Here is a 24,373-nt window from a genome sequence, read left to right on the forward strand (position 1 = left end):
GGGATGCTCCCCGTACGGGGTGGGGCGTGCCGCGAGTGCGCCGTTGCGGGGCGCGCCTCGCCGGGTCAGCCGCTCGCGCTGAGGGGGCCTGTGACGACGGGCGTGGTCTCGTCCACCGCGAGTACGTCCATGCGCGCCGGAGTGCCCAGTGCGGCACCGCAGCTTTCGGGGCGGGGCGGCTGCGAAGCGCTCTGCGCGACGGTGACGTGCCAGCGGCGGCCGTCCGTGTGCGCGACGGTCACCTCCCAGAGCGGAGCCACGGGTCCCTGCGCCACGCCCTTCGTGCCCACGACACTCAGCACTCCTGCGTCATCGATTCCCGCAGACGTGCGCACGGCGAGCTCGGCGGCCTGACCGGGCCGCTCCCACGCGGAGTTCCCGCGGCACCCGTCGGTGGCGATCCGGCCGACCCGTACCGCGTCGAGGGCGTCCCTGACGTGCGAGGCGTCGGCACGGCCGTACGCGTACCCGTAGGGCAGGACGAGGAGCGTGGGGGAGAAGCGGTGGCCGCCGAGGTGGGTGACCTCCCAGATGCCGTCCTGCCCGGACGCGGCGAGGTCGGCGGCCAGAGGCCGGCCCAGGAGGGCGCAGCAGCGGTCGCGCTTGCCATTGGTGCAGACGAGGGCGAGCGGCGCGCCCTCGTGCGGCGTGCCGAAACCGCGGTGATCACCCGCTCCGAGGGCTACGAAGTCGAGGGCGAGCAAGTCCTGTGGAGACTCGGTCATGGTGCCGCGCAGCCAGGTGTTTCCCGGGATGGTGTGGGCCACATACACATGTCGCCGGGTGGCGGCATGGAAGTCGGCGTGCCGGCCCGGGCGCCGGATGAGGGCGACGCGTACGCCGGTCCCCTCCGCGGCCGCCTCCAGGGCCCTGCCGAGCTCCGGGTCCAGATGGCTGGACGTCAGCGCCTTCACACCCCAGGGGCCCGGCTGCTCGATCAGCAGCCAGGTGCGCGCGGTGGCGGCGGTCCCCGCGAGAGGCTCGTTCAGGTCCTGCGAGGCGGTCGTACACGTACTCACGAAGGGGAGCCTAACCTCACTTGGCCGGCAATGGGGCTTCGGGCGCGGGCAGCGGCTGAGGCGGGCGTCGTCCCACGTACTGGCCGCTCGGCCGCATCCGCAGCGGGCGCTCGTCGTACTCCTCCAGGGCGTGCGCGATCCAGCCCGCTGTCCGGGCCACCGCGAAGACGGTCTCGCCCGCCTCGGCGGGCATGCCGCACGAGACGGTGAAGACCGCGAGGGCGAGGTCCACATTGGCGTGCAGGTCGGTGTGGCGGGCCGTCGTCGCCACGACGTCGCGGGCCGCGGCGAGGGCCGGGTGGACCTGCGGGATCTCTTCCAGGAGGGCGAACAGGGCCTGGGCGCGCGGGTCCTCGCCCTTGTACAGGCGGTGGCCGAGGCCCGGGACGCGGCGCCCGGCACGCAGTTCATCCGCCACCACAGGGGCCGCACTGCCGCGGTCGAGGACCTCAAGGAGCATGCGGTGCGCGAGTCCGCTGGCGGCGCCGTGGAGCGGTCCCTCCAGGACGCCGAGGCCCGCGGACACCGCCGCGTACGCGTGCGCGCGCGCCGACGCGGCGACCCGGACGGCGAGCGTCGACGCGGCGAGGTCGTGGTCGACGAGGAGCCCAAGTGCCGTGTCCAGTACGCGCAGTGACGGATCGTCGGGTTCGCGTCCGGAGAGGCGGCCCCACAGGCGCTGTGCGAGCGGCCCGCCGTCGCGGTGCGTGTGCCGTACGGGTGGCAGGGCGGTCACCAGGGTCGGGATGAGGGTGCGGGCCGTGCCGAGTACGGCCTCTTCGGAGAGGTCGTAGCGCAGTGGGTCGGCGACGGCGGCGGCGACCGCGGCGACCCGCAGACGGTCGACAGGGCCGCTGTGTTCCGGCAGTGCCCCCACGGCGCGCCGGGCCGCGGCGAGGGACTGCCGGGGGGCGGTGAACCGGATCCCTGGCCGCAGCACCCCCGTCCACAGCCACTCGGCGACCTCTTCGTAGCTGTGGTGCGCGGCGAGCTCGGCCGCGTCGACCCCGCGGAAGTAGTAGCGGTCCTCGTCGATCAACGTGATGCGGGTGCGCACCGAGAGCTCGCCAGGGGCCGAACCGGCCGTGGGTTCCCGCTTGTTGCGCAGCGCGAGCGCCTCCACCTCGGCCGCGTCGAACGTGCTGCCGCGCGAGCCCGGCGCCGCCCGGCGGCTGCTGAGCTGACCGCGGCTCACGTACGCGTACACGGTCTCGGGCTTCACGCCCAGCAGTTCGGCCGTCTCCTTGGTGCTGAGCCGCCGGGCTTCCCGCGCGGGTGCGTGTTCGTGATCCGTCATGCGCGCCACCGTATATCCGCATCGCTTGTATTGATTCAATCAATATTGACAGGCGTTGAGTCAAGCATGGACAGTCGAGTCAATTCCAGGGAGGAAACATGCCGATCAACGGGACCACGGCCGCCCCTGTCGACGTACCGCGGGGGCTCGCGGGCGTCGTCGTCACCGACACCGAATTGGGTGACGTCAGAGGGCGTGAGGGCTTTTACCACTACCGCCAGTACTCGGCCGTCGAGCTCGCGCAGACCCGCAGCTTCGAGGACGTATGGCACCTGATGATCCACGGCGAGCTGCCTGACGCCGCGCAGTCCGCGGCCTTCGCCACGCGTACGGCCGCCCTGCGCAGGCTGCCCGACGACGTGTGGGCCGCGCTGCCTGTGATCGCCCGAGCCGGAGCGCTCTCCGGCCCACTCGCCGGGCTGCGCAGCGCTCTGTCGCTCTTCGGTGCCTCGAAGGGCTTCCGCCCCGTGTACGACGTCGACGACGGGCGCAGGCGCGACGACGCGCTGGCCGCCGCGGCGGTCGTGCCGACGCTGCTCACGGCGCTCTACCGGCTCGGCGACGGGCTCGAACCGGTCGAGCCGCGCGACGACCTGTCGTACGCGGCCAACTACCTCTACATGCTGACGGGTTCGGAGCCGGAGCCCGCTCACGCCCGTGCCATCGAGCAGTATCTGATCTCAACCATTGATCACGGGTTCAATGCGTCAACGTTCACGGCGAGGGTCATCACATCGACCGGTGCCGATGTCGCGGCCTGTCTCGTCGGCGCCGTGGGGGCGCTCTCCGGGCCGCTGCACGGTGGCGCCCCGAGCCGCGCGCTCGACACGCTCGACGCGATCGGCACGCCGGACCGGATCGACGGGTGGATCCGCGAGCGGGTGCTCGCGGGTGACCGGATCATGGGCTTCGGTCACCCCGTCTACCGCACGGAGGACCCCCGCTCGCGGATGCTGCGGGGCATCGCCGAGGGGTTCGGCGGGCCGATGGTGGAGTTCGCCGTCGAGGTCGAGCGCCATGTGGAGTCGATCCTCGCGGAGCTGAAGCCGGGGCGGGAACTTCACACGAACGTGGAGTTCTACGCGGGCGTGGTCATGGAGCTGTGCGGGTTGCCGCGCACGATGTTCACCCCCACTTTCGCCGCTGCGCGGGTGGTGGGGTGGAGCGCCAACATCCTTGAGCAGGCGGAGGATTCAAAGATCATTCGCCCGGCGGCGCGTTACGTGGGGCCGGCGGCTCCGGCGCCGGTGCCGTTGATGCCCTGAACGCACCGGAGCCCGGCCCCTCGTGGGGACCGGGCTCCGTAAGGGAGGGGGCTACGCGTCCGGGATGTCGGCCTTGGCGCGCACCAGGGTCTCGCGACTGACGATCACGATGCGTTCGTAGTCGGCGCGTGAAGCGTCTGCGGGGAGCTCTTTGTCGAGCTCCGCGGTGGCCTCGGTGCCGATGACGGCGAAATTGCCGTCGCTCAGCTCGAATACGTCAGGGCAGTTCGCGCCCGAGGCGCTGCCACGTTCGCGCGGAGGCACACCAATGCGGCGCACGATCTTCAAGGGGTACCGGTCCTTAGGGGGGCTTGCTTCCAGCAGGATGCCGACAGGCTAATGCGACCCTTGGGGCTTGTGTGCCGCGACGCGCGACGCTTGGTTTCTTTGGGGAGTTGGAGGATGCCTCGTCCGTGTGAAAGGTGGCACCGCGTTGACGATCGAGGATCAAGATGTCGGAGGATCTCCGATCACCCACCACTCGTCGGTGTCCGCTTCTTCGAGTTCCTCGAGGAGACGGTCGGCGAGGTGGCCGAGTCGAGCTTCGTCGGATGAGTCAGGCAGGGTAGCTCGGTTGGACCGACTGGCCCGCCAGTATTCGCGAAAGATCGAACTCTGGAACAGGTCACGGAGATGGCCGCGCATCTGTTCCTGGTCGACGAGGCCAGCCTGGTCCAGGTGGTAGAGATTGACGTACCAGGCGTTCGCGTAGAAGTACTGGCGCAGCTTGTCCAGGGGAACCTCTGTGCCGTACGTGTTGATCACGGCCGCGAGTGAAGGGTCGTCGATGGCCTTTACCAGAAGCGCCCAGTGCATGCGCTGCTGATGAGCCCGGGCCCTGCGGCGCTGCGCCACTTCGTCCCGCTCCAGCTGCTCGACGCGGAGCAGCAACTCCTCGCGGCGTTGCTGCATGGTGAGGGCCAGCGTGGCCCCGCCGAGAGCGAACCCCACCAGTGCGGCAGCACTCAGTGCGCGTATCCCATTACTTTGTGTGGCCATGTCAACCCCCGAATCAGGCGACCGTCCGCCGGTCGTCGGGTGCGGGGCGACGGGAAAAGGACCGGCGAGCGGTGGGCGGCGCGCTTGCCGCCCCCCCAGGGTGCCGAGCGGCGCTGGTCGGCGGGGAGGCGGAGAGGAGGCACACGGAGGGAAGCAGGGGTCGCTCGTCCGGGCGCCATGCCTGTCGTGTGCCCAGCCCGCGACGCTAACAATCGTTCACTTCGCGGTGTTTCTACGCGCTCGTATCCTGGGGCGGCATTCATTCGTCGTAAGAACGCCGGTATGCGCGTCGGTATGAGACCGGCGTGCGCGTCGGTGTGAGAGAGGTCGCGCGTTGAGTCAGCCGTGGCAGGAGCTTCCGCAGCAGATCCCGGTCGTCGTGCTCGCCGGGTTCCTGGGCTCCGGCAAGACCACCCTGCTGAACCATCTGCTGCACCACGGCGGCGGCACGCGGATCGGTGCGATCGTCAATGACTTCGGCTCCATCGAGATCGATGCCATGGCCGTCGCCGGGCAGCTCGGCGACTCCACCGTCTCTCTCGGCAACGGGTGCCTGTGCTGCGCCGTCGACGCGAGCGAGCTCGATGAGTACCTGGGCCGGCTCACCCGGCCGTCGGCCCGCAATGGCATCGATGGCATGGATGTGATCGTGATCGAGGCGAGCGGGCTCGCCGAGCCGCAGGAGCTCGTGCGCATGGTGCTCGCCAGCGAGAATCCGCGGATCGTGTACGGCGGCCTGGTCGAGGTCGTCGACGCCGTCGAGTTCGACGCGACGCGGGAACAGCACCCCGAGCTCGACCGGCATCTGGCCATCGCCGACCTCGTGGTGGTCAACAAGGCCGACCGGATCCCGGAGACAGAGCACCGGCGCGTCCTGGAGCGCGTGCGCGGGCTTGCCGGAGGCGCGGCAGTCGTTCCCGCGACGTACGCGCGCGTGGACCCCGAGTTCCTCTTCGACCGCCGGCCGACGCGCGAGCGGATCGGCCAGTTGTCGTTCGACGACCTCCACCGGTACGACGGCGACGGTGCGGGCGGAGACGAGTACGACGAGCATGACCAGCACGACGGCCATCTGCACTCCGCCTACGACAGCGTCTCCGTCGAGTCCGAAGTGCCGCTCGATCCACGCCGGTTGATGGCTTTCCTCGACAGCAGGCCCGAAGGGCTCTACCGCATCAAGGGGTACGTCGACTTCGGTGCGGCCGACGCGCGCAACAAGTACACCGTGCACGCCGTCGGGCGGTTCCTGCGGTTCTCGCCGGAGCCCTGGGCTCCAGGGGAGCCGCGCCTCAGCCGGCTCGTCCTCATCGGCGCCGGGATCGACGCCCCGCGGTTGAGCAAGGAACTGACCGCCTGCGCCCAGGACGCCCCGCACATCTATGCCGACGAGCACAGCATGTGGGGCGTCCTGAGATACGTACAGGAGCCGAGCGACGCGGAAAGCGACGCGGGCTAGACCGGTCCCGCCACCACCGAGACCGTCTTCGCGAGGGAGACGCCCGAGCCGTCGCGGCGCGGGTCGACCTCGGGCAGCTCGGCCGGGGTGCCGTTCTTCTGCGCCGCGCGGGCCGGCGTCGGGCCCGCCCAGCCCAGGCTCAGGCAGTCCTCGCCCTTCAGGAAGCGCTGACAGCGCACGCCGCCCGTGGCGCGTCCCTTGCGCGGGTACTGGTCGAACGGGGTGAGCTTCGCGGTCGTCTGGACGGAGTCGTCGAGCGTGCCGCGCGACCCGGCCACCGTGAAGACGATCGCGTCCACAGCCGGATCGACGGCGGTGAACGAGATCACCTTGGCGCCGTCGGCCAGCTTGATGCCCGCCATACCGCCCGCGGCCCGGCCCTGCGGACGTACCTGCGACGCCTGGTAGCGGAGCAACTGCGCGTCGTCCGTGATGAAGACGAGGTCCTCCTCGCCGGTGCGCAGCTCCACGGCGCCGACGATGCGGTCACCGTCCCTCAGGCCGATGACCTCCAACTCGTCCTTGTTGGTCGGGTAGTCGGGCACGACGCGCTTGACCACGCCCTGCTCGGTGCCGATCGCGAGGCCGGGCGAGGACTCGTCGAGGGTGGTCAGACAGACCACCTTCTCGTCCGCCTCCAGGGACGACAGGAACTCCGTGACAGGCGCGCCCCCGGAGAGGTTCGGCGCCGAGACCGTCTCCGGGAGCTGCGGCAGGTCGATGACGTTGAGCCGCAGCAGGCGCCCCGTGGACGTGATCGCCCCGATCTCGCCGCGTGCCGTCGCCGGCACCGCGGAGACGATCACGTCGTGCTTGGTGCGCCTGGCGTCCTCGTCGTCCTCGAACGGTTCGGCGTTCGCCGTGCGCGCGAGCAGGCCCGTGGACGACAGGAGCACGCGGCACGGGTCGTCGGCGACCTGGAGGGGCACAGCGGCGACCGTCGTGCCCGCCGACTCCAGGAGGACGGTGCGGCGCTCGGTGCCGAACTTCTTTGCCACCGCCGCCAGTTCGGACGAGACGAGCTTGCGCAGCTCGGCGTCGGAGTCGAGGATCCCGGTCAGCTCGTCGATCTCGCCGTTGAGCCGGTCGCGCTCCGTCTCCAGCTCGATGCGGTCGAACCTGGTGAGACGGCGCAGCGGAGTGTCCAGGATGTACTGCGTCTGGATCTCGCTCAGCGAGAAGCGCTCCATCAGGCGCTCCTTCGCCTGTGCGGAGTTGTCGCTGGAGCGGATGAGGCGGATGACCTCGTCGATGTCCACCAGCGCGACGAGGAGGCCCTCGACCAGGTGCAGCCGGTCCCGTTTCTTCGTACGGCGGAACTCGCTGCGGCGGCGCACGACCTCGAAGCGGTGGTCGAGATAGACCTCCAGGAGCTCCTTGAGGCCGAGGGTCAAGGGCTGGCCGTCGACCAGCGCCACATTGTTGATACCGAAGGACTCCTCCATCGGCGTCAGCTTGTAGAGCTGCTCGAGGACGGCCTCCGGCACGAAGCCGTTCTTGATCTCGATGACCAGGCGCAGGCCGTGCTGGCGGTCGGTGAGGTCCTTGACGTCCGCGATGCCCTGGAGCTTCTTCGAGCCGACCAGGTCCTTGATCTTCGCGATGACCTTCTCGGGGCCCACCGCGAAGGGCAGTTCGGTGACGACGAGGCCCTTGCGGCGCGCCGTCACGTCCTCCACGGAGACCGTGGCGCGGATCTTGAAGGTGCCGCGGCCCGACTCGTAGGCGTCCTTGATGCCGGACAGGCCGACGATCCGGCCGCCCGTCGGCAGGTCGGGGCCCGGGACGAACTTCATGAGCGTCTCGAGGTCGGCGCCCGGGTGCCTGATCAGGTGGCGCGCCGCGGCGATGACCTCGCCGAGATTGTGCGGCGGCATGTTCGTCGCCATACCGACGGCGATGCCGGACGCGCCGTTGACCAGGAGGTTCGGGTAGGCGGCCGGCAGGACGGCGGGCTCCCGCTCCTGGCCGTCGTAGTTCGGCCCGAAGTCGACCGTGTTCTCGTCGATCGACTCCGTCATCAGCGACGTCGCCGGGGCCATCCGGCACTCGGTGTACCGCATGGCGGCCGGCGGGTCGTCGTTCCCCAGGGAGCCGAAGTTCCCGTGGCCGTCGACCAAGGGGAGGCGCATCGAGAACGGCTGGGCGAGCCGCACCAGGGCGTCGTAGATCGACGCGTCTCCGTGCGGGTGCAACTTACCCATGACCTCGCCGACGACGCGGGCGCACTTCACGTAGCCGCGGTCGGGGCGCAGGCCCATCTCGTTCATCTGGTAAACGATGCGCCGGTGCACGGGCTTCATGCCGTCACGGGCGTCCGGCAGGGCCCGGGAGTAGATCACCGAGTACGCGTACTCGAGGAAGGAGCCCTGCATTTCGTCGACAACGTCGATGTCGAGGATCCGCTCCTCGAAGTCGTCGGGAGGCGGGGTCTTCGTGCTGCGGCGGGCCATCGCTGCTGCGGCTCCTTCACAGATGCTGCCGGGGCATGTACGAGAATCTGACGCGCACCATTGTGGACCGCCCCACTGACAACGCCGACCGCGACCCGTCCGTAGGGCGTTCGGTGCTCGCTCTCGGCGTACCCAGTGCGGGAACTTCGCCAGGCGTCGGGACGCTTGCATACAGTGGCAGAAGTGGCAGCACATCTGCAGTTTCCGCGATAGTTCAGCGATCGAAGGGACGTACATGCCCATGGGTCACACGGCCACCGCCGAGGCCGGCTCCGGCGGCCTGACAGCGACCGAGCACCGCCTCGCCAACGGCCTGCGCGTGGTGCTCTCCGAGGACCACCTGACCCCGGTCGCAGCGGTCTGCCTCTGGTACGACGTCGGCTCGCGCCACGAGGTCAAGGGCCGTACGGGCCTGGCTCACCTCTTCGAGCACCTGATGTTCCAGGGCTCGAAGCAGGTCCACGGGAACGGGCACTTCGAGCTGGTGCAGGGCGCCGGCGGCTCGCTGAACGGGACGACGAGCTTCGAGCGCACCAACTATTTCGAGACCATGCCCGCCCACCAGCTGGAGCTGGCGCTCTGGCTGGAGGCCGACCGGATGGGCTCCCTCCTCGCCGCGCTCGACGACGAGTCGATGGAGAACCAGCGCGACGTCGTCAAGAACGAGCGCCGTCAGCGCTACGACAACGTTCCGTACGGGACAGCGTTCGAGAAGCTGACCGCCCTCGTCTACCCGGAGGGCCACCCGTACCACCACACGCCCATCGGCTCCATGGCCGACCTGGACGCGGCCACCCTGGAGGACGCGAGGAAGTTCTTCCGTACGTACTACGCGCCGAACAACGCCGTGCTTTCGGTCGTCGGGAACATCGAACCCGAGCAGACGCTGGCTTGGGTCGAGAAGTACTTCGGCTCCATCCCGCGCCACGACGGCAAGCAGCCCCCGCGCGACGGCACCCTGTCCGACCTGATCGGTGAGGGTGTGCGCGAGGTCATCGAGGAGGACGTCCCGGCCCGCGCGCTGATGGCCGCCTACCGGCTGCCGCAGGACGGTACGCGCGCGTGCGACGCGGCCGACCTGGCCCTGACGGTCCTCGGCGGCGGCGAGTCGTCCCGGATCTACAACCGTCTCGTACGGCGCGACCAGACCGCCGTCGCCGCCGGATTCGGTCTTCTGCGGCTCGCGGGGGCGCCCTCCGTGGGCTGGCTGGACGTGAAGACGTCCGCCGACGTCGAGGTCCCGGTCATCGAGGAGGCCGTCGACGAGGAGCTCGCGCGGTTCGCCGCCGAAGGGCCCACCCCGGAGGAAATGGAGCGCGCCCAGGCCCAGTTGGAGCGCGAGTGGCTCGACCGGCTCGGCACGGTCTCGGGACGTGCCGACGAACTGTGCAGGTTCGCCGTCCTGTTCGGCGACCCGCAGCTCGCCCTGACCGCCGTCCAGCGCGTCCTCGACGTCACCGCCGAGGAGGTCCAGGAGGTGGCCAAGGCCCACCTGCGTCCCGACAACCGCGCGGTGCTCGTCTACGAGCCCACGGCCCCCGAAGAGGCCGATGAGACCGCCGAAGCGTCCCTCACGGACGAGGTCGCGGACAAGACCGTCGGCGGGACCGCAGACACCATCGGGACCGCAGACAAGGAGGCCGGCAAGTGACCGAGCTCGCGACCATGGACTTCCACCCGCAGCCCCAGGCCGGGACCGCCAGGCCGTGGGCCTTCCCGGCGCCCGAGCGCGGCACCCTCGACAACGGCCTGACGGTGCTGCGCTGCCACCGCCCGGGCCAGCAGGTCGTCGCGGTCGAGATCAACCTCGAAGCGCCCCTGGAGGCCGAGCCCGCCGGGCTCGACGGCGTCGCCACCATCATGGCGAGGGCCTTCTCCGAAGGCACCGACAAGCTGGCCGCCGAGGAGTTCGCCGCCGAGCTGGAGCGCTGCGGCGCGACGCTCGACGCGCACGCCGACCACCCCGGCGTACGGGTCTCCCTGGAGGTGCCCGTCTCCCGCCTGCCGAAGGCGCTCGGCCTGCTAGCCGACGCCCTCAGGGCGCCCGCGTTCGCGGACAGCGAGATCGAACGCCTCGTGCGCAACCGCCTCGACGAGATCCCGCACGAGACGGCGAACCCGGGCCGCCGCGCCGCCAAGGAGCTCTCGAAGCAGCTCTTCCCGGCCACCGCGCGCATGTCCCGCCCGCGCCAGGGCACCGAGGAGACCGTCACGGCCATCGACGCGGCGGCCGTACGTGCCTTCTACGACCGGCACGTGCGTCCCGCCACGGCCACCGCGGTCGTCGTGGGCGACCTCGCGGGCATCGACCTCGACGCCCTCCTCGCGGACACGCTGGGCGCCTGGACGGGGAACACGGCGGAGCCGCGCCCCGTACCGCCCGTCACGGCCGACGACACCGGCAGGGTCGTCATCGTCGACCGGCCGGGCGCGGTACAGACGCAGATCCTGATCGGCCGCATCGGCGCGGACAAGCACGACCGGGTGTGGCCGGCGCAGGTGCTCGGCACGTACTGCCTGGGCGGCACCCTCACCTCCCGCCTGGACCGCGTCCTGCGCGAGGAGAAGGGTTACACCTACGGCGTGCGGGCGTTCGCCCAGGTGCTGCGCTCGGCGCCGGACGGGACGGGCGCCGCGATGCTCGCCATCAGCGGCTCCGTGGACACGCCGAACACGGGTCCGGCGCTCGACGACCTCTGGAAGGTGCTGCGCACGCTCGCGGCGGAGGGCCTCACCGACGCCGAACGGGACGTGGCTGTACAGAACTTGGTGGGCGTCGCCCCGCTCAAGTTCGAGACCGCCGCGGCCGTCGCGGGGACGCTCGCCGACCAGGTCGAGCAGCACCTGCCGGACGACTTCCAGGCGGAGGTGTACCGGCGGCTCGCCGCGACGGGCACCGTGGAGGCCACTGCGGCTGTCGTGAACGCCTTCCCGATGGACCGTCTGGTGACGGTGCTCGTCGGTGACGCCGCGCAGATCGAGGAGCCCGTGAGGGCGCTCGGGATCGGAGAGGTGACCGTCGTCACGGGCTGACCGTGACCGGTGTGCAACGAGGGGCCCCGGTGGGCGAGATGACCACCGGGGCCCTTGTTTGTCCGAATTGAACCAGTGGTTGCCTGTCTGCCCTGTGGCATGCGCTACAAAAGCCCGGTTCCGTTTGTTGATTGAAAGTTGCCCCGCTTAGCGTCGGTCCGGCTGTCCGCCAGACGTACGCCGCACCCGTGGCACCGGACAGTCATCGCCGAGTCCCCCAAGGCGCGAGCCGGGGGAGCCGGGGACCCACCGTCCCTGGGGTGAATCGGACGCCCTTCCCTGAAGGGGGTCCGTAGGAGACCTTCCTGCTCCGAACCCGTCAGCTAACCCGGTAGGCGAGAAGGAAGGAAAGGATCAGCCACCCCATGGCGTTCACCCGTGCCACCGGGAAGCACCGTCGCCCCAGCCGTCTCACGCGCACCACCGCGCAGGTCGCCGGCGTCGCCGCGCTCACCACGACCGGTGTCATCGGAGGCCTCGCCGCCCCCGCGCTCGCCGCCGACGACGCGTCTCTTGAGCAGACCGGCCTGACCAAGGCCATCTCCATCGGTGACTCCCTCGCGGAGCAGATCGACGCGCAGGCCGCCGCCCAGCAGCAGGCCGCCGACGAGGCCGCCGCGAAGAAGAAGGCCGAGGCCGCGGCCAAGAAGAAGGCCGAGGAGGACCGGCGCGAGGCCGCCGCCAAGGCCAAGGCCGAGCGCGAGGCCAAGGAGCGCGCCGCCCGTGCCGCCGAGCGCAAGCGCCTGAACGCGTTCGTCATTCCGGTCACCGGCTCGTACGTGTCCACCGCGTACAAGGCCAGCAGCGGCCTGTGGTCCTCCGGCAGTCACACCGGCATCGACTTCCACGCCGCCAGCGGCACCTCGGTCCACGCGGTGGGCGCGGGCACGGTCGTGGAGGCCGGCTGGGGCGGCGCCTACGGCAACAACATCGTCATCAAGATGAACGACGGTACGTACACGCAGTACGGCCACCTGTCGTCCATCGGTGTCTCCGTCGGCCAGACGGTCACCCCGGGGCAGCAGATAGGCCTCTCCGGAGCGACCGGCAACGTCACGGGCCCGCACCTCCACTTCGAGGCGCGCACTAGCCCCGAGTACGGCTCGGACATCGACCCCGTCGCGTACCTGCGCTCCCACGGCGTGAACGTCTGACCTTCGTCGCGTACCTCGCGAGGACGCACCGAATGCCCCGGCTCGCTGAGCCGGGGCATTCGTCGTTCCCGGACCCGCCTGTTCCTGACGCCGGTGTCCAAAAAATATCCATGGATTACGGCCTGCCGTCGGAAATTCGCGCCCGCTGGAATAGAGTCGCTGGACAGGCGAGCTGAACAGACGTCAATCGCGCTGTACGGGCGACTATCGACCGCGTTTCGCGGGGATTAAGGCGGAGGTCGGGGCATGCGCATTCCGGCGCACTCGGTATGCACGGCGATCCGCGACGACATCGTCTCCGGTGTCTACGAGCGCGGCGGCAGACTCACCGAGGAGGTGCTCGCCCGCCGCTACGGCGTCTCGCGCGTCCCCGTGCGCGAGGCGTTGCGCACTCTGGAGGCCGAGGGCTTCGTCGTCACCCGCAGGCACGCGGGCGCGTGCGTCGCCGAACCCTCCGCGCAGGAGGCGGCGGACCAGCTGGAGATCCGCATGCTCCTCGAACCGCTCGCGGCGGCCCGCGCCGCGCAGCGCCGCACCGAGGCGCACCTGAAGGTCCTGCGAGGCCTGGTCAGGCTCGGTCAGGAGCGCTCCAGGCGAGGTCAGAGCGAGGATCTGCGCTCGCTGGGCAGCTGGTTCCACGAGACGCTGGCGCAGGCGTCCGGCAGCCCGGGGCTGACCACGATGCTCACCCAGCTCCGCCACAAGATCGCGTGGATGTACACCGTCGAGCAGCCCGCGCGGCCCGCCGACTCCTGGGCCGAGCACGGGGCGATCGTCGACGCCGTGGCGCGCGGTGACGCGGAGCGCGCGCGGGCGCTCACGGCCCAGCACACGGAGCGCGCCTCGGCCGCTCACCGCTTGCGCGCCCCCCGCCCGGGTGGCCGTGTGAGGACTTCGCAACCTCCCGTCAACACGGTGGGGCTTCAGCATTAACAGAGGCGCCGTATACAAAGAGGGCGGCCCATTTCCAGGGGCTCTGTTTCCGATGCCCCGGAATTCTGAGAACAGAGCCGCAGAAAGCAAAAGGGTCTGCTCGGAAAACCGAACAGACCCTTTATGTGGCGCGATCTTCTGTGAGCAGGAGACGGCGCCCAAGAATCGAGAGACCCGGTACCGGGGCCCCTTACTAGACGGTCTCGGGAAGCTCCTCGAGCCCCTCGGCGACCAGCTTGGCCAGACGGTCGAGCGCGATGTCCGCACCCTCGACGTCGGAGGCCAGGACGATCTCCTCGCCGCCGCCGGCGCCCAGGCCGAGCACCGCGAGCATGGAGGCGGCGTTGACGGGGTTGCCGTCGACCTTGGCGATCGTCACGGGGACGCCGGCCGCCGTGGCCGCGCGGACGAAGATGGAGGCGGGGCGGGCGTGAAGGCCCTCGGCCCAGCCGACGTTGACGCGGCGCTCAGCCATGTGATGCTGCCCTTCAGGATTCTCACGGTTGTCTAGACCAGTCTCCCACATCGGTGGGCGTGCCGATGTGAGCCCTGCGTACCGCCCGCACACGCCCGTCGGCCCTCATAGCGTGCCTTCGGCCCGCTCGCGCCGCGACCCGTACGACTGTCACCGCTGCGCCGTACGCTGGCCCTATGCAGACCCCGTCGGACCGGCACGCATACCCCGCCCACTGGGAAGCAGACGTGGTGCTGCGCGACGGCGGCACCGCGCGCATCAGGCCCATCACCATCGACGACGCCGAGCGGCTCACGAGCTACTACGAGCAGGTCTCCGACGAGTCGAAGTACTACCGCTTCTTCGCGCCGTACCCGCGACTGTCCGCCAAGGACGTCCACCGCTTCACCCATCACGACTACGTGGACCGGGTGGGCCTCGCGGCCACTGTGGGCGGCGAGTTCATCGCGACTGTCCGCTACGACCGCATCAACGCCCAGGGAATGCCCACCTCCGCCCCCGCCGACGAGGCCGAGGTCGCCTTCCTCGTACAGGACGCCCACCAGGGCCGGGGCGTCGCGTCCGCGCTCCTGGAGCACATCGCCGCCGTCGCCCGTGAGCGTGGCATCCGCCGCTTCGCCGCCGAGGTGCTGCCCGCCAACACCAAGATGATCAAGGTGTTCACGGACGCCGGATACACCCAGAAGCGCCACTTCGAGGACGGCGTCGTCCGCCTGGAGTTCGACCTCGAACCCACCGAGGCCTCGCTCGCCGTGCAGCGCGCCCGCGAGCAGCGCGCCGAGGCCCGCTCGGTGCACCGGCTCCTCGCCCCCGGCTCCGTCGCCGTCATCGGCGTGGGCCGCACGCCCGGCGGAGTCGGCCGCAGCGTCCTCGACAACCTCCGCGACGCCGGCTTCACCGGCCGCCTCCACGCCGTGAACAAGGCGTTCCCCGACGACCTGAGCGACCTCGACGGCGTCCCCGCCCACCGCTCCGTCCACGACATCGACGCCGCCGAGGCCGTCGACCTGGCCGTCGTCGCGGTTCCCGCGGAGCGGGTCCCCGAAGTCGTCGCCGAATGCGGCGAGCGTGGCGTGCAGGGGATCGTCGTGGTCTCCGCCGGATACGCCGAGTCCGGCAGCGAGGGCCGCGCCCGCCAGCGCGAACTGGTGCGCCAGGCCCGCTCGTACGGAATGCGCCTCATCGGGCCGAACGCCTTCGGCGTCATCAACACCTCGCCCGAGGTGCGGCTCAACGCGTCACTCGCCCCCGAGATGCCGCGCGCGGGCCGCATGGGCCTGTTCGCCCAGTCCGGAGCCATCGGCATCGCGCTGCTCGCCCGCCTCCAGCGGCGCGGCGGCGGCGTGACCGGAGTGACAGGTGTGTCGACGTTCGTCTCCGCCGGCAACCGCGCGGACGTGTCGGGCAACGACGTACTCCAGTACTGGTACGACGACCCCGACACGGACGTCGCCCTCATGTACCTCGAATCCATCGGCAACCCGCGCAAGTTCACCCGCCTCGCCCGCCGCACGGCCGCCGCGAAGCCCCTCGTCGTGGTGCAGGGCGCCCGGCACAGCGGCATCGCGCCCCTCGGCCACGCCGTCCGCGCCACACGCCTGCCGTACGCCACCGTCTCCGCCCTGCTGCGCCAGGCGGGTGTCATCCGCGTGGAGACCATCACCGAACTCGTCGACACCGGCCTGCTGCTGGCCCGCCAGCCCCTCCCGCCGGGCCCCCGCGTGGCGATCCTCGGGAACTCGGAGTCGCTCGGCCTCCTCACGTACGACGTCTGCCTCGCCGAGGGCCTGCGGCCGAAGCCGCCGCGGGACCTGACGACCGCGGCGTCCGCCGAGGACTTCCACGCGGCGCTCACGGAGGCGCTCGCGGACGACAAGTGCGACGCGGTCGTCGTCACGGCCATGCCCGCGGTGGGGGAGTCGACCGCCCAGGACGCGGCGCTCGCCGAGGCGCTCAGCTCGGCCGCCGCCGGCACCCCCACCAAGCCGGTCCTGGTCGTGCACGTCGAGCTCGGCGGCCTCGCCGAGGCGCTCTCCGCGGCCACCAGCACCGGCCCGCGCGCGCTCGCCAAGACCCCGGGCGGCCCCCCGGCCGGACGCCCGCCCACGGACGAGCCCGCCCCCACGCCCGCGCTCATCCCCGCCTACCCCGCGGCCGAGCGCGCCGTCCACGCCCTCGCCGAAGCCGTCAAGTACGCCCAGTGGCGGCGCGACGCCGCGGAGCCCGGCAAGGTCCCCGAGTACGACGGCATCGACGAGACGGGCGCCGCCGAGTTCATCACCGCGCTCCTCGCAAAGGACGACGACCCGCGCGGCGCCGAGCTCGCCCCCGAGGACGCCCGCGCCCTCCTCGCCCGCTACGGCATCGACGTGCGGCGGACCCTGCCCGCCCCCGGACCCGACGAGGCAGCCGCCGCCGCGCGCACCCTCGGCTACCCCGTCGCCCTCAAGACGACCGCCCCGCACCTGCGCCACCGCGCCGACCTCGGAGGAGTACGCCTCGACCTGGCGCACGAGGAGGAGCTGCGCCGCGCCTACGAAGAGCTGTCCGAGACGCTCGGTAAGCCCGAGGAGCTGCGGCCCGTCGTCCAGGCCATGGCGCCCCGAGGTGTCGACACCGTCGTCCGCGCGGTCATCGACCCGGCCGCAGGCGCGGTGCTCTCCTTCGGGCTCGCGGGCGCCGCGTCCGAGCTGCTCGGCGACACCGCGCACCGGCTGATTCCGGTCACCGACCGGGACGCCCAGTCGATCGTCAGGGGCATCAAGACCGCGCCGCTGCTCTTCGGCTGGCGCGGCTCCGCGCCGGTCGACACGGCAGCGCTCGAAGAGGTGCTGCAACGGGTCTCGCGGCTCGTGGACGACCACCCCGAGGTCGTCGCCGTCTCCCTGGAGCCCGTCGTCGTCGCCCAGAGCGGCCTGTCGGTCCTCGGCGCCTCGATACGGCTCGCCCCGCCGCCCGCCCGCGACGACCTCGGCCCGCGCACCCTGCCCGCGTACTGAGCAGACGGGTGAGACGAGCCCCACATACAGGTGTTTTCCGCACCGGTCCACAGGCGCACCGCGAGCCCCCCGCCGGGCTTTAGGATGGGTCTCATGGCCAAGACCAGTACGACGACCCAAGGGCTTCGCGCGGCGATCGAGCGCAGCGGCTACTACCCGGCCCTCGTGGCCGAGGCGGTGGAGGCCGCGGTCGGCGGCGAACCCATCGGGTCGTATCTGGTCCACCAGGAGACCACCTTCGACTCGAACGAGGTGCGCAGGCACGTCACCGTGCTCGTCCTCACCGGCACCCGCTTCATCGTCAGCCACACCGACGAGCAGGCCGCCGACACCACGTCGCCGACGCCGTACGCCACGACGTCCACCGAGTCCGTGAAGCTCGGCCGGATCTCGTCGGTCGTGCTCAGCCGTGTCGTCGCCAACCCGGAGAAGTACGTTCCGGGCACCCTGCCCCGCGAGGTCGTCCTGACCATCGGCTGGGGCGCCGTCGCCCGCATCGACCTGGAGCCCGCGGCCTGCGGCGACCCCAACTGCGAGGCGGACCACGGTTACACGGGCAGCTCGACGGCCGACGACCTGAGCCTGCGCGTCAGCGAGACCGGGGACGGCCCTGACACCGTCCGTCAGACCCTCGCCTTCGCCCAGTCCCTGTCCGAGGCCACCGCTGCGACCGCGCGCTGATGGCCATGCCCAGCTGGGACGACGTGGAGCCCCTCGCCGTCCGGTCCGCCCCCGTGCCCGAGTACGGCGCCGGCTCCCTCGCCGACCTGCTCCCCACCCTCGGCTCCCACCTGGGCGTCCCCGACTGCGCTCCGGCGATACCCGAGCTCGCGCCCGCCGACCGCGCGTGCGTGTTCCTGATCGACGGGCTCGGCTGGCAGCAGCTCAAGGCCCACCCCGACGAGGCACCGTTCCTCACCTCGCTCCTCGCGTCCTCGCGCGGCGGCACGGGCCGCCCGATCACCGCGGGCTACCCGGCGACCACCGCGACCTCGCTCGCCTCCGTCGGCACGGGCCTGCCGCCCGGCGCGCACGGCCTGCCCGGCTACACGGTCCGCAACCCGGACACCGGTGAGCTGATGAACCAGCTCCGCTGGATCCCCTGGACCCAGCCGCACGTCTGGCAGCCCTACCCGACGATCTTCCAGCGCGCCCACGACGCCGGAGTGCACACCGCCCAGGTCTCCGCCCCCGCGTTCGAGTCGACCCCTCTCACGAAGATCGCCCTCAGCGGCGGCACCTTCCGCGGGCGTCTCTCCGGCGAGGACCGCATGGACCTGGCGGCCGAGCAACTGGCGGCGGGCGACCGGTCGTTGGTGTACACGTACTACAGCGAGGTCGACGGCAAGGGCCACCGCTTCGGCGTCGACTCCGACCCGTGGCGCGGCCAGCTCATGTACGTCGACCGCCTCGCCCAGCGCCTCGCCGAGCAGCTCCCGCCGCGCAGCGCCCTCTACATCACGGCCGACCACGGCATGATCGACATCCCGTTCGACGAGCAGTCCCGCATCGACTTCGACGAGGACTGGGAGCTGCGCGCAGGCGTCGCCCTCCTCGGCGGCGAGGGCCGCGCCCGCCACGTCTACGCGGTGCCGGGAGCCGAGGCGGACGTCCTGACCGTGTGGCGCGAGGTGCTCGGCGAGCAGTTCTGGATCGCGAGCCGGGACGAGGCGATCGAGGCCGGCTGGTTCGGCCCGCACATCGACGAGCGGGTCTATGCGCGCCTGGGCGACGTCATCGCGGCCGCCCACGACGACGTGGTGATCATCGCCTCGGAGCGGGAGCCCAAGGAGTCGGCCATGGTCGGCAACCACGGCTCGATGACCCCCGCCGAGCAGCTGGTACCGCTGCTCGAAGTACGCTCCTGATCGTCCCTCACCACCGCGGAAAGGCCCTGAACTCCCCATGCCCGAGCTCGTGTTCTTCTCCGGAACCATGGACTGCGGAAAGAGCACCCTGGCTCTCCAGATAGAGCACAACCGCTCGGCACGCGGCCTCAAGGGCATGATCCTCACGCGCGACGACCGGGCGGGCGAGGGCAAGCTCTCCTCGCGCCTCGGCCTCGTCACCGACGCCGTCGAGGTGGCCGACGACCTCGACGTGTACGCGTACGTGGTCGACCAGTTGTCCCAGGGCGGCCGCGTGGACTACGTCATCGCGGACGAGGCGCAGTTCCTCGCGCCCGGCCAGGTCGACCAGCTCGCCCGCGTCGTCGACGACCTCGGCCTCGACGTCTACGCCTTCGGCATCACGACCGACTTCCGGTCCAAGCTGTTCCCCGGCTCCCAGCGCCTGGTCGAACTCGCCGACCGCGTCGAGGTCCTCCAGGTCGAGGCGCTGTGCTGGTGCGGCGCCCGCGCCACGCACAACGCGCGCACGGTGGGTGGCCGGATGGTCGTCGAGGGCGCCCAGGTCGTCGTCGGCGACGTCGACCGGAGCGACGACGAGATCGGCTACGAGGTCCTGTGCCGACGCCACCACCGCAAGCAACTGACAAGCGCCACGGCACGCGCGGCGGCCCTGTCTCCCGAAGTCCTGCCGGTCGCCTCGGCCTGAGCTGTCGCAGGCGCCCGTCAGGACACCTCCTGGTGCTCCTCGCGCGCCGCCGACCGTACGAGGGTGAACACCGCGCCCTCCGGGTCCGCGACCGTCGCCTGGCGGCCCTGGGAGCCGTCGCGTGCGGGCTTCACGACGTGGCCGCCGAGCTCCTCGACCAAGGACACCGACTCGTCGACGTCCGCCACCTCGAAGTACGTCATCCAGTGCGCGCCCCGGTCGCGGGGGAGCGCCTGGCCCACGCCGTGCACCGATGCCACCGGGACGCCGCCCAGGTGCAGCGTCAGATAGTCGAAGTCGGCGGAGACGACGGCCTCTTCCTCGTAGCCGAAGGTCACCTCGTAGAACTTGGCGACGCTCGCCGTCTCCTGCGTCACCAGCTCGTTCCACGCCGGCGCCCCCGGCACCCCGGTGAGCGCCATCCCCAGATGCTCCGCCGCTTGCCAGATGCCGAACACGGCGCCCGCCGGGTCCGACGCGATGGCCATCCGGCCCGCCTCCGCGGCGTCGAGCGGACCGACGCCGACGGTGCCGCCGCAGTGGCGGATGCTTTCGGCCGTGGCGTCCACGTCGTCCGAGGCGAGGTACGGGGTCCAGGCGACGGGCAGATGACGGTCGGGCGGCATCTGCCCGATCCCGGCCACCTCGTGACCGTCGAGCAGGGCCCGCACGTAGGGGCCGAGCTGCTGCGGTCCCGGCCGGAACTCCCAGCCGAACAACGCCGCGTAGAACTCCTGGGTCGCCGCCATGCCGTGCACCATGAGACTCACCCAGCACGGGGTGCCCGGCGCGCGCCTGGCTGCTGCCTCGGTCATCGTCACTCTCTCCTCGGAACAAAATCACGTGTCGCAACGCGCCCGAGCTGATGGTGGCACTCCGTGCCGCGCGACGCCCATCGGCCGCGCCGCCACGGCCGGATCCTCGCACGAGGATGCCCGGTGAGATGTCCGCATCCATTGCCGCGCCACGGCCTCGCGATGTCCGGTCGGTCAACGCTCGGTAGTCGATCGTGCACGCTAGCCGACCGACGGCGCTCGGGCCAGAGCATGAGCAAGGATGGCCCTCATGAATGCCATCATCTCCGCAACCGAACTCGCGAGCGAGTCGACCGGCGGGAACCCGCCGGTCATCCTCGACATCCGCTGGCAGCTGAGCGTGGCCAAGGCGGCGGGCCCCCCGGCCTTCGACGGACGGGCCGCATACGAGGCCGGACACATCCCCGGCGCGGTCTACGTCGACCTCGACGCCGACCTCGCGGGACCCGCCGGAGCAGCAGGTCGGCACCCCCTCCCGGATGTGGCGTCCTTCGGCGCCGTGATGCGGCGGGCCGGCGTGTCGGCCGACCGGGACGTGGTCGTGTACGACGGCGGGCAGGGCTGGGCCGCCGCGCGCACCTGGTGGATGCTGCGCTGGACGGGTCACCCTTCCGTGCGCGTTCTCGACGGCGGTCTCGGTGCGTGGGAGGGCCCGCTGGAGACCGCGGTGCCGTCGCCCGTGCCGGGCACGTTCGAGCCCGCGCCCGGCGCAGTGGCGCTCCTGGACGCCGACGGCGCGGCCGCGCTGGCGCGCTCGGGGATCCTGCTCGACGCCCGCGCCGCCGAGCGCTACCGGGGCGACGTGGAGCCGATCGACCGCGTCGGCGGTCACATCCCGGGCGCGGTGTCCGCGCCGACGTCGGAGAACGTGGCGCAGGACGGCCGTTTCCTGCCCGCAGACGCGCTCGCCGACCGCTTCAAGTCCCTTGGCGTGTCCGGAGATTCGGGCGAGGTCGGCGTGTACTGCGGCTCCGGCGTCTCGGCCGCCCACGAGGTGCTCGCCCTCGCGGTGGCGGGCATCGACGCGGCGCTGTACGTCGGTTCGTGGTCCGAGTGGTCCTCGGACGAGTCACGCCCCGTGGCGACCGGCCCGGAGCCTCTGTAGGGCTTCGGCAGATGAGTACGCGAGAGGCCCGCGCCGATCGGTGCGGGCCTCTTCTGCGTACCGTTTGCGGCTAGTCCTGCTTCTTGCGGCGCGTCCCAAAGACGATCTCGTCCCAGCTCGGCACGGCCGCGCGCCGTCCGGGACGGACCCCGTCGGCCTCGGCCTGGCGGTCGGTGGTGCCGGTGAGACGGTCCCGGTGTCCCGCGACGCTGCGCGGCATGAGGACGTCCGCGTAGGCGGAACCCGCTCCCGCGGACGCGGCGGGCGCCGGGGGCTCCTCCGCCTCGGCGGGCTCCGGCTCGTCCGTGACGGGATCGGGCGCGGGCACCGTGGGGCGCTCGGGGACCACGATGTCGCCGCGGTAGCTGGGTACGGCTTCCAGAAGGCTGGTCAGCGAGTCACGCTCGGTGGCGGAGACGGCCGCCGGGCTCTCCTCGGTGATCTCCGGTGCGGGGGCCGGCGGCGTCGGGCGCTCCAACTGCCGGTCGAGGGCCCGGTCGAGCGGGCGGTCGCGGGGCAGCCTCGCGATGCGCGGCACGAACGGAAAGCTGGGTTCCGGCGCGGCGATGTCGTCGGTCTCGCCGATGAGCGAGCGCGCCTCGTCGTCGACGGCCTGGACGAGCCGCCGGGGCGGGTCGTACGTCCAGCTCGCCGAGTGCGGCTCACCCGCGACCAGGTAGACGAGCAGGACCTCCCAGGTGCCGTCGTCGCGGCGCCACGAGTCCCACTGGACGGTCTCCTTGTCGGCGCCGCGCAGCAGCAGACGCTCCTGCACCGCCTCGCCGAGCTGGGGGCCCGCGTTCTCGCCGGGACGGCGTACGGGGGTCTTCCTGGCCCGCTCGGCCATGAAGGCGCGCTCCGCGAGGACAGGGCCCTCGAAGCGGCGCACGCGGTCGACGGGGATGCCGGCGAGCTGGGCCACCTCCTCGGCGGAGGCACCGGCACGTATACGCGCCTGAATATCGCGGGGGCGGAGATGACTCTCCACCTCGATCTCGATCTGGCCGAGGCGCGGACGGTCGCCGCGCACGGCGGCCCGGAGGCGCTCATCGATCGGAAGCGTGTACTCCGTGCTGTCCGCAGCCTTCAGCACCAGCCGTGTGCCGTCGTTAGAGACGGCCACGACACGCAGTTCGGGCATGGGGACCTCCCGGGTGGTGCCTGCCGACGTCACGTGCGTCGCTGCTTCCGCTAGTCGAGTGTGGCCTGCCCGGGTGCAGCCTGCCACAACCTTGCCGAGTTGCCCGGCGTGTCGGGCATGGGCCCTGGATCGCCGTTATGGCACGGTTACCTGTTCGCAACGCTAAGTGACCGAGCTCGTCACCCTGTGCAACGAAACCCCTCCCGGCGGTCCTGGAAGGCCCCGGGCACCCTGACGGGAGACCGGACCCAGGGCTCGCAACGGTACTCCATTCGGGCCACTCGGGTGGACCGGCACGCCATCGAAGTTCTCATGGGGGACGGGAGTTGGGTGCGGGGGGTCACTCGTTCGGGGTTCATGGACGTGGCGTGCTTCACGGAATCCGCAGAAACGGAACTAATCACTTCGTGCATCCGTCCCTTTCTCGTGAAGTAAGTCGAGAAAGGCAGGCAAGGGTCGGAGATGGGCGAGAAGCCGGAAACCTCCCAAGATGCACAAGAAAAGCCCAAGGGGAAGCGGCTCGACCTGAGTGTGCCGCAGGTGGCGGGCAGCGCCGTGGCCGCCGTGGTGGCCGCCAAGCTGGCCGCCGGGCTCGGTGTGTACGGGACGATCGTGGGCGCGGGCGTGGTGAGCGCGCTGGCCACTTGCGGCGGCTCGCTCTTCCAGCACTTCTTCCGGCGCACGGGCGAGCAGATACGTGACGTCGCGGGCCAGGCGATACCGAAGGGCCGGCCGATCCCGGTGACCGACGACGGGCGCCCGGTACCGGAGAGCTTCCGGTCCGACATGGTCCCCGCCTCCGTGACGCCGCCCGCGGCCACGGCTGTGATGCGGACGGACGTGCTGCCGAGGACCACGTCGTGGGGGATGGGCGGCGCATCGGCACAGGGCGCCGACGCGACGACTGTCCTCCCCGCGCTGGACGCCGAGCGGACGCAGCTCCTCAGGGCGGATGCCGGTGATCCGGATCGGACGCAGCTTCTGACGGCCGGTGGTGCCGCCGCGGAGAAGACCCAGTTGCTGAGGGTCGGGGTCGGGGTAGGAGCCGGTCCGGGTGTCGTGGACGACGCCACGCGCGTCCTGCGTGCCGCACCGACGGACGGGGGAGGGGCCGGGGCCGGTGGGCCGGAACTGCCGCCTCCGCCAGGCGACTTGGGCGACTTGGGCGACGAGTTCACCGAAGGGACCATGCATCGCGCGCGCGTGCGGAGCTGGAAGCGGCCCCTCGTCGCCGCTGCCGTGGTCTTCGGAGTGACGATGGGCGGCATCACGACGTACGAGCTCGCCTCGGGGCAGAGTTTCAGCGGTGACGGGCAGCGGACCACGCTCCGCGAGGCCTTCACCGGCGGAGGCGACCACCCGTCCCGCAACGACCACACCCCCGTGCCGAGCACCTCGCAGGAGCCGTCGGACAGCAGTGGCTCCGGGACGCAGGGCGGCACGCCGCAGGACGGGGACGGGGGGCAGAAGGGCGACACCGAGCAGCCCGCGCCCACGCCCAGCGCGAGCGAGGACTCCGACACCGGTCACGACAACGGCTCGGGCAGCGGTTCCGGGGCCGGCGGAGACAAGTCCACGCCGACGCCTACCCCGACGCCCACTCCGAGCACCTCGGAGAGCAGCGACGGAGCTGATGTGCCGCAGCAGCAGGACGAGACGCCCGAGGGGTGAGC

At 71.4% G+C, this 24,373-nt stretch carries 20 protein-coding genes and 1 riboswitch; of the genes, 12 read left to right on the top strand and 8 right to left on the bottom strand.

The features are described from left to right. Positions 1 to 65 precede the first annotated feature (65 nt). A complete protein-coding gene (locus tag ACY0PA_RS30680) occupies positions 66 to 1,019 on the bottom strand; it encodes a sucrase ferredoxin (protein ID WP_473080747.1) in 954 nt (317 codons plus the stop codon). A gap of 16 nt (positions 1,020 to 1,035) precedes the next feature. Next, positions 1,036 to 2,316: a citrate synthase gene (locus ACY0PA_RS30685; RefSeq protein WP_473080748.1), complete on the bottom strand. Its 1,281-nt coding sequence runs from the start codon at positions 2,314 to 2,316 to the stop codon at positions 1,036 to 1,038. A gap of 98 nt (positions 2,317 to 2,414) precedes the next feature. Here ACY0PA_RS30685 and ACY0PA_RS30690 point away from each other — a divergent pair, with 98 nt between their 5' ends. After that, a complete protein-coding gene (locus ACY0PA_RS30690) occupies positions 2,415 to 3,581 on the top strand; it encodes a citrate synthase/methylcitrate synthase (protein ID WP_473080749.1) in 1,167 nt (388 codons plus the stop codon). A gap of 51 nt (positions 3,582 to 3,632) precedes the next feature. Here ACY0PA_RS30690 and ACY0PA_RS30695 read toward each other — a convergent pair whose 3' ends face one another. Beyond that, positions 3,633 to 3,869, bottom strand: coding sequence for a hypothetical protein (locus ACY0PA_RS30695; protein ID WP_473080750.1), 237 nt, complete (start codon positions 3,867 to 3,869; stop codon positions 3,633 to 3,635). A gap of 159 nt (positions 3,870 to 4,028) precedes the next feature. Further along, a complete protein-coding gene (locus ACY0PA_RS30700) occupies positions 4,029 to 4,580 on the bottom strand; it encodes a DUF6082 family protein (protein ID WP_473080751.1) in 552 nt (183 codons plus the stop codon). Between the two features lie 334 nt (positions 4,581 to 4,914). Between ACY0PA_RS30700 and ACY0PA_RS30705 the strand changes: the two genes are divergently transcribed. Next, positions 4,915 to 6,036 (top strand): CobW family GTP-binding protein, encoded by a 1,122-nt coding sequence (locus ACY0PA_RS30705; RefSeq protein WP_473080752.1) that lies wholly within the window; start codon positions 4,915 to 4,917, stop codon positions 6,034 to 6,036. Here ACY0PA_RS30705 and ACY0PA_RS30710 read toward each other — a convergent pair. Continuing rightward, on the bottom strand, positions 6,033 to 8,489 hold the full coding sequence (locus ACY0PA_RS30710) for a DNA gyrase/topoisomerase IV subunit A (RefSeq protein WP_473080753.1): 2,457 nt from the start codon (positions 8,487 to 8,489) through the stop codon (positions 6,033 to 6,035). The two genes, ACY0PA_RS30705 and ACY0PA_RS30710, sit on opposite strands and share 4 nt — an antisense overlap. Positions 8,490 to 8,730: 241 nt before the next feature. On the opposite strand from ACY0PA_RS30710, the gene ACY0PA_RS30715 reads away from it, so the two are divergent. From ACY0PA_RS30715 to ACY0PA_RS30730, 4 genes are all read left to right on the top strand, one after another. Then, entirely contained in the window at positions 8,731 to 10,140 is a 1,410-nt protein-coding gene (locus ACY0PA_RS30715) for a M16 family metallopeptidase (protein ID WP_473086482.1), read from the top strand. Next, positions 10,137 to 11,522, top strand: coding sequence for a M16 family metallopeptidase (locus tag ACY0PA_RS30720; RefSeq protein ID WP_473080754.1), 1,386 nt, complete (start codon positions 10,137 to 10,139; stop codon positions 11,520 to 11,522). The genes ACY0PA_RS30715 and ACY0PA_RS30720 overlap by 4 nt, the downstream gene beginning before the upstream one ends. A gap of 196 nt (positions 11,523 to 11,718) precedes the next feature. Further along, positions 11,719 to 11,874: riboswitch (cyclic di-AMP (ydaO/yuaA leader) on the top strand. A 13-nt stretch (positions 11,875 to 11,887) separates the two neighbouring features. Then, positions 11,888 to 12,676, top strand: coding sequence for a M23 family metallopeptidase (locus ACY0PA_RS30725; RefSeq protein WP_473080755.1), 789 nt, complete (start codon positions 11,888 to 11,890; stop codon positions 12,674 to 12,676). A gap of 246 nt (positions 12,677 to 12,922) precedes the next feature. Next, a complete protein-coding gene (locus ACY0PA_RS30730; protein WP_473080756.1) occupies positions 12,923 to 13,609 on the top strand; it encodes a GntR family transcriptional regulator in 687 nt (228 codons plus the stop codon). Between the two features lie 193 nt (positions 13,610 to 13,802). Here the strand turns inward: ACY0PA_RS30730 and ACY0PA_RS30735 are convergent, their stop codons facing one another. Further along, positions 13,803 to 14,084, bottom strand: a complete 282-nt coding sequence (locus ACY0PA_RS30735) for an HPr family phosphocarrier protein (protein ID WP_329569543.1) — start codon at positions 14,082 to 14,084, stop codon at positions 13,803 to 13,805. A gap of 176 nt (positions 14,085 to 14,260) precedes the next feature. On the opposite strand from ACY0PA_RS30735, the gene ACY0PA_RS30740 reads away from it, so the two are divergent. From ACY0PA_RS30740 to ACY0PA_RS30755, 4 genes are all read left to right on the top strand, one after another. Continuing rightward, positions 14,261 to 17,083, top strand: a complete 2,823-nt coding sequence (locus ACY0PA_RS30740) for a bifunctional acetate--CoA ligase family protein/GNAT family N-acetyltransferase (RefSeq protein ID WP_473080757.1) — start codon at positions 14,261 to 14,263, stop codon at positions 17,081 to 17,083. A gap of 93 nt (positions 17,084 to 17,176) precedes the next feature. Next, positions 17,177 to 17,764 (top strand): DUF5998 family protein, encoded by a 588-nt coding sequence (locus tag ACY0PA_RS30745; RefSeq protein WP_116513360.1) that lies wholly within the window; start codon positions 17,177 to 17,179, stop codon positions 17,762 to 17,764. Beyond that, entirely contained in the window at positions 17,764 to 18,951 is a 1,188-nt protein-coding gene (locus tag ACY0PA_RS30750; protein ID WP_473080758.1) for an alkaline phosphatase family protein, read from the top strand. The genes ACY0PA_RS30745 and ACY0PA_RS30750 overlap by 1 nt, the downstream gene beginning before the upstream one ends. Positions 18,952 to 18,988: 37 nt before the next feature. After that, complete coding sequence (locus ACY0PA_RS30755) at positions 18,989 to 19,639, top strand: thymidine kinase (RefSeq protein WP_473080759.1); 651 nt, start codon at positions 18,989 to 18,991, stop codon at positions 19,637 to 19,639. Positions 19,640 to 19,656: 17 nt separating this feature from the next. Here ACY0PA_RS30755 and ACY0PA_RS30760 read toward each other — a convergent pair whose 3' ends face one another. Further along, complete coding sequence (locus tag ACY0PA_RS30760) at positions 19,657 to 20,454, bottom strand: VOC family protein (RefSeq protein ID WP_473080760.1); 798 nt, start codon at positions 20,452 to 20,454, stop codon at positions 19,657 to 19,659. Between the two features lie 250 nt (positions 20,455 to 20,704). Between ACY0PA_RS30760 and ACY0PA_RS30765 the strand changes: the two genes are divergently transcribed. Continuing rightward, positions 20,705 to 21,559, top strand: a complete 855-nt coding sequence (locus ACY0PA_RS30765; protein ID WP_473080761.1) for a sulfurtransferase — start codon at positions 20,705 to 20,707, stop codon at positions 21,557 to 21,559. A 70-nt stretch (positions 21,560 to 21,629) separates the two neighbouring features. Here the strand turns inward: ACY0PA_RS30765 and sepH are convergent, their stop codons facing one another. Continuing rightward, positions 21,630 to 22,700, bottom strand: a complete 1,071-nt coding sequence (gene sepH / locus ACY0PA_RS30770) for a septation protein SepH (RefSeq protein ID WP_473080762.1) — start codon at positions 22,698 to 22,700, stop codon at positions 21,630 to 21,632. A gap of 462 nt (positions 22,701 to 23,162) precedes the next feature. Here sepH and ACY0PA_RS30775 point away from each other — a divergent pair, with 462 nt between their 5' ends. Continuing rightward, positions 23,163 to 24,371, top strand: coding sequence for a hypothetical protein (locus ACY0PA_RS30775; RefSeq protein ID WP_473080763.1), 1,209 nt, complete (start codon positions 23,163 to 23,165; stop codon positions 24,369 to 24,371). The last annotated feature ends 2 nt before the right edge of the window (positions 24,372 to 24,373 follow it).

The organism is Streptomyces sp. DS1-CR2, from assembly GCF_055760475.1.